Source organism: Salegentibacter sp. UBA1130 (genome assembly GCF_002311535.1).
GTDB lineage: Bacteria > Bacteroidota > Bacteroidia > Flavobacteriales > Flavobacteriaceae > Salegentibacter > Salegentibacter agarivorans.
In genome coordinates this window covers 199,879-213,883 of the sequence record NZ_DCAP01000027.1, presented here as the reverse complement: position 1 = coordinate 213,883, position 14,005 = coordinate 199,879, and the positions used below count along the sequence as shown (strand labels likewise).

Here is a 14,005-nt window from a genome sequence, read left to right as displayed (position 1 = left end):
TTTAATTTTACTTTGAAAATCAACCAGGAATGACCAAAAAACTCTTTTTTCGAAGTTCGGTGGCCATTGGCATTTGTTTGCTGTTCGGTTTTATGGGCGTGATTGCTACCCAAACGGGATTTGAAGGTTGGTATCCAGAGTTGAACAAGCCCTGGTTTAATTTGCCAGATTCTATATTCGGGCCTATTTTATTTTTAATGTATGTTTTAATGGGAATTGCCGCTGGGATAGTTTGGAGTAAAGGTTTTTATCATAAATGGGTAAAAACGGCTTTATATCATTTTGGATTTCAGTTGTTGTTAAGCGGCGCCTGGTTCCTTCTATTTTTTGGCCTCCAACAGCCACTTTTAGCACTTTTAAATATTATTGCTTTATTTATTCTACTTCTTTTCACCATAAAATGGTTTAAAGTAGTAAATAATACTGCAGCTTATTTGCTTCTTCCCTATGCTGTTTGGGTGCTTTTTGCGATAGCACTTAATTTTGAAATTTGGCGACTCAACTAATCTTTACTTATTGCTTGCGCGGCAAGAAAGCCACCCGTCCAGGCATTCTGAAAGTTAAATCCTCCGGTTATGGCGTCTATATTTAAAATTTCTCCTGCAAAAAATAGATTTCTATAAAGTTTGCTTTCAAAAGTTTTAAAATTGACTTCTTTAAGATCTACGCCACCGGCCGTAACAAATTCTTCTTTAAACGTGCTTTTTCCATTTACTTTAAAAGAGGCCTCGGTAAGTTGTGCGCTTAAATTTTGCAGCTGATTTTTATTTAAATCTGCCCAGGTGGTACCATCTGTAATTCCTGCTGCAACTATTAAATTTCTCCAAAATCTTTTGGGTAAATCGAATTGCGCATTTTTTAAAACCTGCTGTTTGGCGAGTTTGTTTTTTAATTCTTTTAGTTGATCTAAAATTTCTTCGGCAGGATAACCCGGAAGCCAATTTACCTTAATTTCAAACTGATAATTTAGCTTTTCTAAATCCCTTGCTCCCCAGGCCGAAAGCTTTAAAATCCCCGGCCCGCTCATTCCCCAATGGGTAATTAAAAGCGGCCCTTTACTTTCTAAATTTACTTTTTTAGAATTTATTTTTACTACCGCTTCAGTCGCAATTCCCGGTAGGTCTTTAATTCGCTCGTCTTTAATATTAAAAGTAAAAAGGGAAGGTACCGGCTCAATAATTTTATGACCGATTTTTTTCAACAAATTCCACATTTTGGGATTGCTTCCTGTAGCCAGCATAACTTTTCCTGCTGAAAAATCTCCTTTACTGGTCTTTATCTCCCAAAAATCATTTTTTTGCTGAAATGTTTGAACTGCATGACTTTTTAATACCTGAATTTTTAATCTATCGGTTTCTCGTAAAAAGCAGTCTATAATACTCTGGGAATCGTCTGAAACAGGAAAAATTCTTCCGTCGTCTTCAATCTTTAATGCTATGTCTCTTTCTTCAAACCATTGCATAGTATCGCCGGTCATAAAGCTGTGAAAGGGCCCCAATAATTCTTTTTCGCCACGAGGATAATTAGTGCTAAGTTCCTTTGGAAGAAATTCAGCGTGGGTAACATTACATCTCCCCCCACCTGAAACTTTTACCTTGGTAAGCACATCTTTGCCACGTTCTAAAATGGCAATTTTTAAGTTGGGGTTTATCTCTGCTGCATTTATTGCGGTGAAAAATCCGGCTGCCCCGCCGCCAATTATAATGATATCAAAATGCTGCATTTTCAGGTTTAAAAGTTTAAAAATTCGGGTTTTTCAGCTTTCTGGCTTCTCTTAAAATAGTCTATCGGGAAAATCTGAAATAATCCCGTCAACACCAAATTCTTGCATTCGCGCAATATGTTCGGGTTCGTTAACCGTCCAGACATTTACTTTAAATCCGGCTTCGTGAGAAGCTTTTACATTATCTCTTGTAATAATTCCTAGGGAAGGGTGAATTGCTGAAGCATTGAGTAGTTTTCCCAATTCTATTGCCTCAGTCACACTTGCTTTACTCAAAATTCCTAAGGGAACATTTTCATCGAGTTTTCGCATTTGAAATAACTCGTTTTTCTGAAAACTGGAGACGATAAAATCTTCATATTTCCAGTTTCTTTCAGCAATATATTTCTTTAAAATTTTTGAGGTAGCTGTTGCGGTATTTAATCCTTTCAATTCAATATTTATGGCGCATTTTCCTTCAATAAGATCTAAAACTTCAGTAAGCAATGGAATTCTAAATTTATTTTCAATTTTAAGGGCTTGCAATTCTGCTAAAGATTTTTTTGCGATTTCTCCACTCCCATTGGTAGTTCGGTCTAAAGTAAAATCGTGAATTATCACTAATTCGCCGGTTTTACATCTATGTGCATCAATCTCTATGGCATCAACTCCAAAATCAAGGGCTTTTTGAATACTCTCCAGCGTATTTTCGGCTAAATGACCTTTGGCGCCCCGATGTCCAATCTTTAATAAATTCATTCGACAAAGGTATTCAATTAACACAAATGAATGTTTTTTTAACCTTATTAGGTTTTTAAAAGACCTCTTTAGAAAGACTTATAAATCCTTAACATTTTATTGTAGGCAATGCTTCTTAACTTTATACTTCGCCCGATTTCGAAATTGCCAAAGCATTAATTATAAAATATTTAGCCTAAAACCAATCAATATGAATAAACCAGAAAAATTTCCTGACCAGCAGCAGGAGCAACCCGGAAAAGAATACAAATTGAATCCGGAACCGGAAATTATTAGAAAAAACTATAAAGGTTCGGGTAAATTAGAAGGTAAAAACGCGTTCATAACCGGTGGCGATAGCGGAATTGGACGAAGCGTTGCCGTTCACTTTGCTCGTGAAGGGGCAAACATCGCGATTATCTATTTAGAGGAAAATGAAGATGCCCTGGAGACCAAAAAGTTAGTAGAAAAAGAAGGAAAAAAATGCCTCATTATTGAAGGGGATTTAAAGAAAGAAGACTTCTGTAAAAAGGCTTTGCAAGAAACTTCTAAAGAATTAGGTAAATTAAATATCCTGGTGAATAATGCCGCGATTCAGTTTCCCAAAGAAAATATAGATGATATAAGCACAGAGCAAATTCATAAAACTTTTGAAACCAACATTTATCCTTATTTCTATATCGTAAAAGAAGCGCTACACCAACTTCAGGAAGGTGATATAGTGATAAATACCACGTCTGTTACAGCTTATCGTGGCAGTGAACATTTACTGGATTATAGCAGCACAAAAGGCGCAATTGTAAGTTTTACGCGTTCATTATCTAAAATGCTTGCAACTAAGAAAATTAGGGTTAACGGTGTTGCGCCCGGTCCCATCTGGACACCGTTGATTCCAGCTACTTTTGATGATGTAACCGAGTTTGGCCAGGATACTCCAATGGGAAGGGCAGGCCAACCCAGTGAAGTGGCTCCGGCCTATGTATTTCTGGCCAGTGAGGATAGCAGTTATATCACCGGACAAATTATTCACGTAAATGGTGGTGAAATTATTGGGGGATAAGCTGAAAATCAGTTAAATTACTAAAAACTTATTATGGAAAAATGGTTTGAAGCTTCCTGGACATCTATTCTGGCAATTTTTCTCACTGCCGCCGGGATTTACCTGGCTATTATAATTTTTACAAGAATTGCCGGAAAACGCAGCTTCTCTAAAATGTCCAGCTTTGATTTTGCGATGACGGTAGCAGTGGGTTCTATTCTGGCAACTACAATCCTCTCAAAATCGGTGAGTTTAATACAGGGAATTATAGGTTTGGCAGCCGTATATATTCTGCAAATTTCAGCGGCAATATTAAGGCGATTTTCCTGGTTTCAGGAAGCTATTGATAATTCACCGCTACTCCTAATGGACGGTAATACAATACTTCATAATAATTTAAAGAAAGCTCGGGTTACCGAAGGTGATCTCCGGTCTAAATTAAGGGAGGCCAACGTTCTAAATCTTTCGCAGGTGCGTGCGGTCGTTTTTGAAACTACCGGTGATATTTCCGTATTACATTCTTCAGATGAAAATGAGGAATTAGAAGACTGGCTTACTAAAGATGTCCTAAAATAATAAAATATGAATTTAGAGTGGACCGATATTCTGGGACTGGCGGCAGGAATTTGCACTACGGTGGCAGTGATTCCGCAGATTAAAAAAGCCTGGAAAACCAAGAAAGTGGAAGATGTTTCACCGGGAATGTTTAGTATTTTGATACTGGGCGTTTTTCTTTGGGTAATCTACGGAATCACCCAAAAAGATCTTCCTATAATCGCTACTAATGGAGTTTCCCTGGGATTAAATAGCGTTATGCTGTATTTAATGATTCGCTATCGGAAGAAGGAATGAAGCAACCTGTTAATCTTTTAAAATTTTGAACTAATTTATTCTTAAACCCCATAGAAGCTTTCAGAAAACCTGATAGTTTTACAAAAATAACCATTCAACATTATGATTTCCACCAGAGAAAAATCTAAAGTAAAACAAATGAAAGCTTCTACAGATCAAGCTATAGAGCCTGCATTTAAAGACTTTGTGCTTACGCAAGATCATCCTTGTATAATGGCACAAACTGTATTTAGCCAGGAGCATATAGACCTCCATACCTACGATGAATTTCCAAGTCGAAAAACCGCGAAACTCATTTATAACGATTTAGAAAAGTATATTGAAAACTACGACTTTGAATCGAATGAATTTCATACGTTCATGGCTGTTTTTAAAAATCAGGAATCTTTTTCTGAAACCCAGTTTGAAACCGCACTTTGGAAACAATTAGAATTTCTACACGATATTGACAATAAAGCCTGGGATCCCACCGTAAGCAAAAATCCCGAAGACGATAACTTTAGCTTTAGTATTGGCGGAAAAGCTTTTTATATGGTTGGCCTGCACCCCAACAGTAGCCGAAAGGCGAGACAAAGCCCATACCCCGCAATGGCATTTAACCTGCACTGGCAATTTGAGAAATTAAGGGAAATGGGGGCGTATTATACTGTAAGAGATAAAATTAGGGAACGCGATACCGAATTACAGGGTAATATAAACCCAATGTTAGAAGATTTTGGTGATAAAAGTGAAGCCAGACAGTATAGTGGACGTAAAGTTGGAGATGAATGGAAATGTCCCTTTCATCAAGGAAAAAAATAACTATGTACCAACCCAAAAAATACAAAAAGGATGATCCTGAATTTATCTTTAAATTTATACAGCATCATCCTTTTGCAACTTTTATAATTAATGGAGACCGACTTTTAGCTACTCATATTCCTGTTCTCACTCTTGGTACGGCAAAAGACTTTATTTTATTTGCTCATATAGCAAACCACAACGAGCAGTTTAAACACCTGGAAGATGGTAAAGAAGCTCTGCTTATTTTTCAGGGAGCCCACGGCTACGTTTCTTCCTCCTGGTATAAAGAAAAAGATATTAGTACCTGGGATTATTCGGCAATACATGTAAATGTTAAGCTGAAAATTCAATCGCGGGAAGAGCTGGAAGAATCTTTGCAGGAACTAGTAGCTACTTTTGAAAAGCAGCAGGAAAACCCGTTGTATTATAAAGATATTCCTAAAGAAATGCTGGAAGACCATTTACCACACATCACAGGATTTTGGTGTAAAGTTGAGAAAATTCAGGCCATTGCAAAATTGCACCAGGGGTATGATAAAGACGATATAGCATCGGTTACTTCACATTTGGAAAAGCAAGAAAATAATTTATCTTCCGCGTTAAGCGAAAACATTAAAAAAGAGCATAAATGCAAGTAATTAAAAAACAATCTGGAGCTGCCTTTAAATTGAAAAAAGGACAGAAGCTGAAGGTGATAGACCCCGAAGGTGAACAGGTTAGCGATATGGTTCTATTTAATGCAAAAGATAGAAGGGAAAAAATATCATCGGGCAAAACCCTGGATTTTGAAGAGTCTATTTTAATAAGTACCGGGAATTTTCTTTGGAGCAACCGCAGTAATAAAATGATGGAACTCCTGGAAGATACTAACGGTAGAAACGACTTTCTACTGGCACCCTGCAGCCCTGAAACTTTTGAGGTGATGTATGATTATGAAGGTTATCATCCTAGCTGTTTTGAAAACCTCTACACCAACCTTGAAAAATTTGAAATTGAGCCGGATGATATTCCTACGGCGTTCAATATTTTTATGAACGTACAATTTGATGAAAAAGGAAAACTTAGCGTAGACCCGCCATTAAGCAAAGCAGGAGATTATGTGTTGTTTGAAGCCAAAATGGACCTGATTGTAGCCTTAACCGCGTGTTCTGCTGAAGATAGCAATAACGGTAGTTTTAAGCCTATACATTATGAAATAGTAGATTAATTATTTCGAAAAACTACAAAAAAAGCGGCCGAAAATTCCAGATTTCCGGCCGCCTTTTAATTTATCCTAAAATGGTTTTTAAGAAACCGCTTTAAGTTTATTTATTGTTGATTTATTCAATTTATCCTCGGCATATTCCCGTGACACTTTAAGTTTGCTATGGCCACTTTCTGGCATTTCAAACATTGCATCAGTAAGGATTGCTTCGCATAAAGATCTTAATCCTCTTGCTCCTAATTTATATTCAACGGCCTTCTCCACTATATAATCCAGTGCATCATCTGTCATTTCAAACTCGATATCGTCCATTTCAAACAGTTTTTGATACTGTTTTACAATGGCGTTTTTCGGTTCTGTTAAGATAGAACGAAGCGTACTTTTATCCAACGGATTCATATAAGTAAGCGCCGGTAACCTTCCAATTATTTCAGGAATAAGTCCGAAATCTTTTAAATCCTTCGGAATAATATATTTCAGAAGATTGGTTCTTTCAATCGTGTCTTCACTTTTTGAAGCGCTAAACCCAACAGCCTGCATATTTAACCGCTTACTGATGTTACGTTCAATACCGTCAAAGGCACCTCCTGCAATAAAAAGGATATTTTCGGTATCTACCTCAACAAATTTCTGATCGGGATGTTTACGACCTCCTTTTGGCGGCACGTTAACTGTGGTTCCTTCCAGTAATTTCAATAAAGCCTGCTGAACACCTTCCCCTGAAACATCTCGGGTAATTGACGGATTATCGCTTTTACGGGCAATTTTATCTATTTCATCAATAAATACAATTCCGCGCTGTGCTTTTTCAACATTATAATCGGCTGCCTGAAGCAATCTCGTTAAAATACCTTCTACATCTTCACCTACATAACCAGCCTCGGTAAGTACCGTAGCATCTACTATAGCCAAAGGCACATTAAGCATTTTCGCGATGGTTTTGGCAATAAGGGTTTTACCCGTACCGGTTTCCCCAACCATAATGATGTTAGATTTTTGAATTTCTACATCATCGTCGCTTGCCGGTTGTAACAACCTTTTATAGTGGTTATAAACGGCTACAGACATTACTTTCTTGGTAGCTTCCTGCCCAATTACATATTGGTCTAAAAACTCTTTAATTACTTTGGGTTTGCTAAGCATGAGATCTGAAGACAATTCTTTGGCTTCTCCCTGCTTAAGCTCTTCCATTACAATGCCGTGCGCCTGCTCTATACATTTATCACATATATGCGCATCTAAGCCTGCAATAAGTAAATTGGTTTCGGGTTTCTTTCTACCGCAAAACGAACATTCTAATTCTTCTTTCGCCATTTCTTCAAATTTCAATTTTCAATCTATAAAATAATAAACTGAAAATTAATTCTTATCCTTCTCTCGTTAAAATCTCATCAATCATTCCGTACTCTTTGGCTTTTTCAGCCTTCATCCAGTAGTCACGATCACTATCTTCTTCAATTTTTTCATAAGATTGGCCAGAATGTTTTGCGATAATATCGTAAAGTTCCTTTTTAAGGGTTAATATCTCTCTCGCTGTAATTTCTATATCGCTGGCCTGTCCCTGCGCACCTCCTAAAGGCTGGTGAATCATCACTCTTGAATGCGGTAAACCGCTTCTTTTTCCTTTTTCACCTGCACAAAGCAATACTGCGCCCATTGAGGCTGCCATTCCTGTACAAATTGTGGCCACATCTGGTTTTATAAACTGCATAGTATCATAAATTCCCAAACCTGCATAAACGCTTCCTCCCGGAGAATTTATATAGATCTGGATATCTTTAGAAGCATCTGTACTTTCTAAAAATAACATTTGCGCCTGGATGATATTTGCAACCTGGTCGTTTATTGCAGTACCCATAAAGATAATCCTATCCATCATTAACCTGGAAAAAACATCCATCGCGACTGCATTCATTTGTCGCTCTTCAATAATATTAGGAGTCATCCCCGTAGGAGTCACGCTGCTCACTATCTTTTGGTAATAGTTACTATTTATACCGTGATGTTTAGTGGCGTATTTTTCAAATTCTTTTCCGTAATCCATCAATTTTTCTGTTTTTAAGCTTTTTCTCTTAGCTGCCTTTCAAGTGAAAAGGCGTTAATCCAAATGGTTTAACGCCTTAAATATAAGTATAAATTTATAGAAAAAGCTTACTCGTAAATCTCTTTCACAAATTCATCGTAAGTCACTTCTTTTTCTTCAAAAGACATTTTCTCTTTGTAGAAATCAAGCAATTTCTCGTTCATTAATTGCTCTGACATTCTTTTTACTTCGTCCTGATTAGAAAGAATTCTTGCCGCGATATCGTCAAGTTCTTTATCTCCAGGATTCATTTGGCCGAACTGTGCCATTTGTTCTTTGATCTTTTCTTTAGCAAAAGCTTTAAGATCTTCAAACTCTACTGTAAGGTTATTTTCGTTTACTATTTTACCTTCAATTAACTGGTAACGTAAACCTTCTTCACTCTTTTCGTATTCTTCTTTGGCTTCTTCTTCAGTCATTGGTTTCTCACCAACTGTTTGAATCCATTTTTGAAGAAATTCTTTAGGAAGTTCAAATTTAGTTTGCTCAATAAGCTGCTTGGTCACATCGTTCATTAACTGCTGATCGCTTTGCTGCTTAAATTGTTTTGCTGCATCTTCTTTGATCTTTTCTTTAAGCTCATCTTCACTGGTTACTTTACCTTCACCAAAAAGCTTATCGAATAATTCCTGGTTAAGCTCAGCCAGTTCTCTATGGTTAATCTCTTTTATGGTAAATTCAACTTCAATATCAAGATCGTGCGCCTTATCGTGCTCAATTCCTAAATGCTGAATTAGCTCATGGTCATCTTCAAAAAGACTTTTGGTCTTTAAAGTGATAGAATCGCCAACTTTAGCACCAACAAACTTATTAAGATTTCTTTTCCCTTTAAGTTTTTCTAATTCTACTGAAGTTTCTTTCTCAATCCCTTCTTCTTCATTTTTGAAGGTACCAGCAACGATATCTCCTTCTTCAGCCTCATCTTTAGAGATCAGTTTCCCGTATTGTTTTCTAATAGATTCAATCTGGTTATTCACCATTTTTTCATCTGCCACAATATTGTAATGGGTAACCGGCTTTTCAAGTTCAAGGTTTACATCAAACTCTGGAGCCAAACCAAGTTCAAACTCAAAGCTATATTCTTCTTTATTCCAATCGAAGTTTTCCTGTTCTTTTGGAAGAGGATTTCCAAGAACATCCAGTTTTTCTTCGGTAAGATATTTATTTAGTGAATCCTGTAAAAGTTTATTTACCTCATCTACCAACACAGCCTGACCGTATTGTTTCTTTACCATTCCCATAGGCACGTGCCCTTTTCTAAAGCCGGGAATATTGGCATTTTTACGGTAATCTTTTAAGATTTTATCAACTTTACCGGCGTAGTCTTCTTTGGCGATATCTACTTTTACTACCGCATTCAATTCATCAATATTCTCTCTGGTAATATTCATCTTGACTTGTTATAAAAATTGGAGTGCAAAATTACACTTTTTTCCCAAGCCAACAAAGTTTCAAATTATTGAATTTCAGCAATATTGTGCTAATCTTTTCCTAATAAAGAAAACAGCAAGGATTGAAAGAGTGATAAAAGCAAACTAAACAGCAAGGCTATAAAAAAGCCGCTAACTCCAAATCCTGAAACAAAAGCATCTGCCAGTAAGATAATTATCGCATTTATTACGAGTAAAAATAAACCCAGAGTAAGGATAGTAACCGGCAAGGTGAAAATTACCAAAATTGGTTTTACCAGTAGGTTTAGAATAGCCAGGACAATTGCTACAATTATTGCAGTTAGATAGCCTTCTACCTCAACCCCGGGTAAAAATTTGGCCAGTATAACTACTGCAACTGCGGTAAGTAATATTCTTAATATAAAATTCATAATATTCAGATTAGTTAGATTCTGAAAAATACAAAAAACGCCGGAAAAATCCGGCGTTTGTAAATCTGTATTAAAAAGTATGTGTTCTTATTGAACTTCGTTGTTATAGGTCACTGTACCGTAAGCACCTACGTTTACTTTAGGCACATCGGCATTATAAGTAGTATTAATTGCATCAATTATACGGTTAGAAACTATTGCGTTTCCTCGAGGTGTAAGGTGGATACCATCAAGTGAGAAAGCACCTCCAGTTACAAAATCTGAAGTTACAAATCCGCCATCAAAAGAGATCCCATCTGTTGCTAATTTATTTAGCATTGCATTAGCATCTACAAACGCAAGACCATTAGCCTCTGCCAAACCAGAAATAACCTGATTATATCTAGTTGTAGCATCTCTAATTAATTCTTGCTCTGCATTTGTCAAAACGTGCTCATCTCCTAAAGGAACCGAAACCCCGTTTATCATATTTGGATTATCACCCACGGGAGTTCCAAGAATTCCAGAGCTGGTTAAAGGAATAAGATCTGTAGGTGTAGCCTGTCTTAACTGACTTAACAATCCTGCAGTTTGAGGATCAAGATTAAATGGCGCTCCCTGAATAGCCTGGCCAATATTGGTTAGCGACTCATCTTGTAGCGTTACATAATTTTGACCTTCAGCAAAATTAATTTGTCTGCTTTGCGCTTCTTCAGCGGTAATAAAACCAGCCTGAACCAAACCAGGAAGAACCTGTGTATTGTAAGCTGAAAATTGCTGATTTAAGGCTGCGGCGGTTTGAGCATCTAGAGGTATAGCATTAACAGGTACTCTTGTAAAAAAGGGAACCGAAGCTACATCTGGAATATTAATAAGAACTCCACCACTTGCATTTGCGGCTAAAGCCTGTACCATTTCACTATATACACTGGCAAAAACGTTTGGATCTGTAATATCATTATCTGCGTATGTAGAAGGCTGCAAATTATTTAATTGATATACTCCTGTTCCCCCAGTTCTTGCATAACCAAGAACATCATTATTTCCTATCCATAAAGAAAAGAAAGTTGGGTCCTGAGCAAGAGCATCTTCCATTACAGAAGCATTAGGCGCAGATGCGAAGCGAGCAAAATAAGGGTTTGCAGTTCCTACTGCTATTCCCTGGACATTTCCATATCCTGCAGCACCTAAATGATAAGATTTAGCGCCGGGTACTCCCATATTACTAAACGGCCCCTGTTGAACATTTCCCACTTCAGTAGTTGGTTGCATTCCTGTATATACTCGTGGAAGGGTATCGCCATTTACCACAGATAGCACCAATCTATTATTTGTTATTTGATTACCTCCTGCTAAAAGTCCGCCGGCATTATCACTCATAAAAGGAATAGTAAAATCCTCGATATCCTGAGTTTTATCAAATTGCTGCGCAAGGATGTTTGGATAAGAATTTTCCTGCCCGGTGATATAAAGGGCGTTATCTGCATATCCAGCAGTTAGTGAATTACCAAGGGCTACGTATCGGGAAAAATCTGCTTCCCCGTTACTGTACGCCCCGGCTTCGTCTACCGGGTTATCAAATTCTGGCTCGCAGGAAACAATTCCCAGCGCCAATATTGCTATATATTTAAAATACTGTTTCATCTTCTAAATTTTATAATTTGTAGGTTACACCAAGTCCCGGAATAAAGGCTGAAGTTTTATAAGTTCCTTCAAAAGGAACAGTCTCTCCATTCTCAGTATAATAATTGTAAGATTCGTCTACTTCCTCATACCTGTTGTAAAGGAAAGCCGCATCTATAGAGAATCTATCACTTACGTGTAAAGAAAGTCCGCCGGTAAATCCGTGGGCATCGTTTCTTGGAGTTTCAGGAGCAAAGTAACCTGATTGCACCGGAGATTCGTCAAAATAATATCCAACTCTTAAGGTAACGGTTTCGTTTGCAAAATACTGTAAACCAAACCTGTAAGAAGAAGAGTTTTTGTAATTTCTTGGGTTATTAGAATCTGGAGTTGCATTTGCAAAATCTATATCTAAGGATTCGTAAACATCCCAGTAGGTCATATTATAATCGAATGCAAAAAGCCATTTATCCAGAAGCTCATAAGAAAGTCCTACCGAAAGCTCTGCAGGCATAGGCAATGCAGCATCAAATTGTGTATCCTGAAAAGGAGTTAAAGGAGAATTTGGAACGTTTTGAAAAGTAGCGTCCCCACCTTCTGCTTCAACCATAATTTCACTTCGGTAATTTATACCAAAACGTAAATCCTCGGTTGCGTTATACATTGCACTGGCAGACCATCCAAAGGCGCTAACCCCACTGGCATCTACGGTTACATTAGATCGGTTTCCATTAAGATCAGTTAGCGTACGGTTAAGGTTACGGTTAAAGTTTACCGATCCATTTACATAGATTGGCCCACCACCAACACTTAATTTATCTGAAATTTTCACAGAAGCAAGAGCCTGGATATAAATTGCTTGGAGATCTATATTGTTTACCAAATGAGACCCGGCCCAATCTGTTGGCCACTCTACACTACTACCGTAGGGAGTATAAGCTGCCAATCCTAAAGTTAACCAATCGTTCACACGGTAAGAACCATAGGCATAGAATGGCGTTCCTACAGGACTATCGGTTTCAGAACTAATTCCGAATTCTGAATTTTGATATTTCACATTGGAAAAAACAGCACTGGCACCGGCTGCTACATTTATCTTGTTTTCAAGATACACAAGGCCTGCGGGGTTAAAAAATGCAAGCTCAGCATTGTTGACTACCGCAACACCGGTGTGGCCCATAGCTAGCGATCTTTGTCCCTGGAGACTCACTCTATACCCACCTGCATAAGTTACCGCAGCCATTAGACCAAAAAGGCCCAGGAAAAGTAATTTTCTCATAATTGATTTGGATTTTATTCTATACTAATAATTTACTATCTCCAAATTTAGAATAAATTACATATTACTCAACAAAAAACGATAATTTATTATGCACACATAATAAATTTAGAAGGATTTTAAAGAAAATCGGCCACAGCTTTGTAGAAATCGTTCATTTTCTCAGCGTGAACCCAGTGCCCTGCATTGCGAATTTCCTCAAATTTAACTTCAGGAAATTGTTTTTGAATAGCAGCTTTGTCTTCTTCTTTGATATAATTTGAATTAGCGCCTTTTATAAATAGCGTAGAACCCTTAAAAATTTTATCTTGCGGAAGAGACTTGCCTACTTCTTCAATATTCTCTTTTAAAGTTTCCAGGTTTACTTTTAGACAGTATGTGCCCTCAGATTTTCGGTTTAAATTCTTTAAAAGAAAAAGCCTGATTGGTTTTTCTGAAATAAATTCTGAAAGTAATTTATCGGCTTCCTGCCGGGAGTCTAAATCTGCTTCTTCCAGAGCTGTTAATCCATCCAGGATTTGCTGATGATGCGGTTTATAATATTTAGGCGCAATATCTACCACAATAAGTTTTTCTACCAAATCAGGATATTCGGCTGCGGCAAGCATTGCAGTTTTACCTCCCATAGAATGCCCCATTAAAATAATATTTGATAAAGAATGTTGCTCGCAATAATCCTTCACATCTTCAGCCATTAACTCGTAGCTATGCTCATTGGTATGCGGACTTTTCCCGTGGTTACGTTGATCTATAAGATGCACCTGGAAATCCTTTTCTTCAGCAAGTTTATTGCCAATGGTTTTCCAATTATCACTCATTCCTAAAAAGCCGTGCAGTATTAATAAGGGCTGCCCCTTTCCCAGTATTATAGAATTTAATTTCATTGCAATTATTTTTTATG

The 14,005-nt window shown here is 37.3% G+C and carries 16 protein-coding genes; 7 read left to right on the top strand and 9 right to left on the bottom strand.

Annotated elements, in window-relative coordinates; all coding sequences use genetic code 11:
- The first annotated feature begins 29 nt into the window (after window positions 1-29).
- Window positions 30-506 (top strand): TspO/MBR family protein, encoded by a 477-nt coding sequence (locus B4F31_RS11145; protein ID WP_075325701.1) that lies wholly within the window; start codon window positions 30-32, stop codon window positions 504-506.
- Here the strand turns inward: B4F31_RS11145 and B4F31_RS11140 are convergent.
- Both B4F31_RS11140 and B4F31_RS11135 read right to left on the bottom strand, forming a co-directional pair.
- A complete protein-coding gene (locus B4F31_RS11140) occupies window positions 503-1,723 on the bottom strand; it encodes an NAD(P)/FAD-dependent oxidoreductase (protein WP_093305005.1) in 1,221 nt (406 codons plus the stop codon). The two genes, B4F31_RS11145 and B4F31_RS11140, sit on opposite strands and share 4 nt — an antisense overlap.
- Window positions 1,724-1,774: 51 nt before the next feature.
- Entirely contained in the window at window positions 1,775-2,461 is a 687-nt protein-coding gene (locus B4F31_RS11135) for a glycerophosphodiester phosphodiesterase (protein ID WP_075325699.1), read from the bottom strand.
- Between the two features lie 190 nt (window positions 2,462-2,651).
- Here B4F31_RS11135 and B4F31_RS11130 point away from each other — a divergent pair, with 190 nt between their 5' ends.
- The 6 genes from B4F31_RS11130 to B4F31_RS11105 all read left to right on the top strand — a co-directional run bounded on the left by B4F31_RS11130 (window position 2,652) and on the right by B4F31_RS11105 (window position 6,321).
- On the top strand, window positions 2,652-3,500 hold the full coding sequence (locus B4F31_RS11130; protein ID WP_286761312.1) for an SDR family oxidoreductase: 849 nt from the start codon (window positions 2,652-2,654) through the stop codon (window positions 3,498-3,500).
- Window positions 3,501-3,533: 33 nt separating this feature from the next.
- Window positions 3,534-4,055 carry a DUF421 domain-containing protein gene (locus B4F31_RS11125; protein WP_075325697.1) on the top strand — a complete coding sequence of 174 codons (522 nt, stop codon included), beginning with the start codon at window positions 3,534-3,536 and terminating at the stop codon, window positions 4,053-4,055.
- Between the two features lie 6 nt (window positions 4,056-4,061).
- Window positions 4,062-4,331, top strand: coding sequence for a SemiSWEET family sugar transporter (locus B4F31_RS11120; protein WP_075325696.1), 270 nt, complete (start codon window positions 4,062-4,064; stop codon window positions 4,329-4,331).
- A gap of 102 nt (window positions 4,332-4,433) precedes the next feature.
- The gene (gene gntA, locus B4F31_RS11115; RefSeq protein ID WP_075325695.1) at window positions 4,434-5,132 is read left to right on the top strand and encodes a guanitoxin biosynthesis heme-dependent pre-guanitoxin N-hydroxylase GntA; all 699 of its coding nucleotides are present in this window, start codon (window positions 4,434-4,436) and stop codon (window positions 5,130-5,132) included.
- A gap of 2 nt (window positions 5,133-5,134) precedes the next feature.
- A complete protein-coding gene (locus B4F31_RS11110) occupies window positions 5,135-5,752 on the top strand; it encodes an FMN-binding negative transcriptional regulator (protein WP_075325694.1) in 618 nt (205 codons plus the stop codon).
- Window positions 5,743-6,321 carry a DUF1989 domain-containing protein gene (locus tag B4F31_RS11105; RefSeq protein WP_075325693.1) on the top strand — a complete coding sequence of 193 codons (579 nt, stop codon included), beginning with the start codon at window positions 5,743-5,745 and terminating at the stop codon, window positions 6,319-6,321. The genes B4F31_RS11110 and B4F31_RS11105 overlap by 10 nt, the downstream gene beginning before the upstream one ends.
- A 78-nt stretch (window positions 6,322-6,399) precedes the next feature.
- Here B4F31_RS11105 and clpX read toward each other — a convergent pair whose 3' ends face one another.
- The 7 genes from clpX to B4F31_RS11070 form a co-directional block, all read right to left on the bottom strand.
- Window positions 6,400-7,632: an ATP-dependent Clp protease ATP-binding subunit ClpX gene (gene clpX / locus B4F31_RS11100; protein WP_075327894.1), complete on the bottom strand. Its 1,233-nt coding sequence runs from the start codon at window positions 7,630-7,632 to the stop codon at window positions 6,400-6,402.
- A gap of 52 nt (window positions 7,633-7,684) precedes the next feature.
- Complete coding sequence (clpP, locus tag B4F31_RS11095) at window positions 7,685-8,362, bottom strand: ATP-dependent Clp endopeptidase proteolytic subunit ClpP (protein WP_075325692.1); 678 nt, start codon at window positions 8,360-8,362, stop codon at window positions 7,685-7,687.
- 107 nt (window positions 8,363-8,469) lie between these two features.
- On the bottom strand, window positions 8,470-9,792 hold the full coding sequence (tig, locus tag B4F31_RS11090; protein ID WP_093305011.1) for a trigger factor: 1,323 nt from the start codon (window positions 9,790-9,792) through the stop codon (window positions 8,470-8,472).
- 89 nt (window positions 9,793-9,881) lie between these two features.
- Window positions 9,882-10,223, bottom strand: a complete 342-nt coding sequence (locus tag B4F31_RS11085; protein WP_075325690.1) for a phage holin family protein — start codon at window positions 10,221-10,223, stop codon at window positions 9,882-9,884.
- An 87-nt stretch (window positions 10,224-10,310) separates the two neighbouring features.
- The gene (locus B4F31_RS11080) at window positions 10,311-11,846 is read right to left on the bottom strand and encodes an SGNH/GDSL hydrolase family protein (RefSeq protein ID WP_075325689.1); all 1,536 of its coding nucleotides are present in this window, start codon (window positions 11,844-11,846) and stop codon (window positions 10,311-10,313) included.
- A 10-nt stretch (window positions 11,847-11,856) separates the two neighbouring features.
- A complete protein-coding gene (locus B4F31_RS11075; protein WP_075325688.1) occupies window positions 11,857-13,104 on the bottom strand; it encodes an OmpP1/FadL family transporter in 1,248 nt (415 codons plus the stop codon).
- Between the two features lie 119 nt (window positions 13,105-13,223).
- Window positions 13,224-13,988, bottom strand: coding sequence for an alpha/beta fold hydrolase (locus B4F31_RS11070; RefSeq protein WP_075325687.1), 765 nt, complete (start codon window positions 13,986-13,988; stop codon window positions 13,224-13,226).
- Window positions 13,989-14,005: the final 17 nt, after the last annotated feature.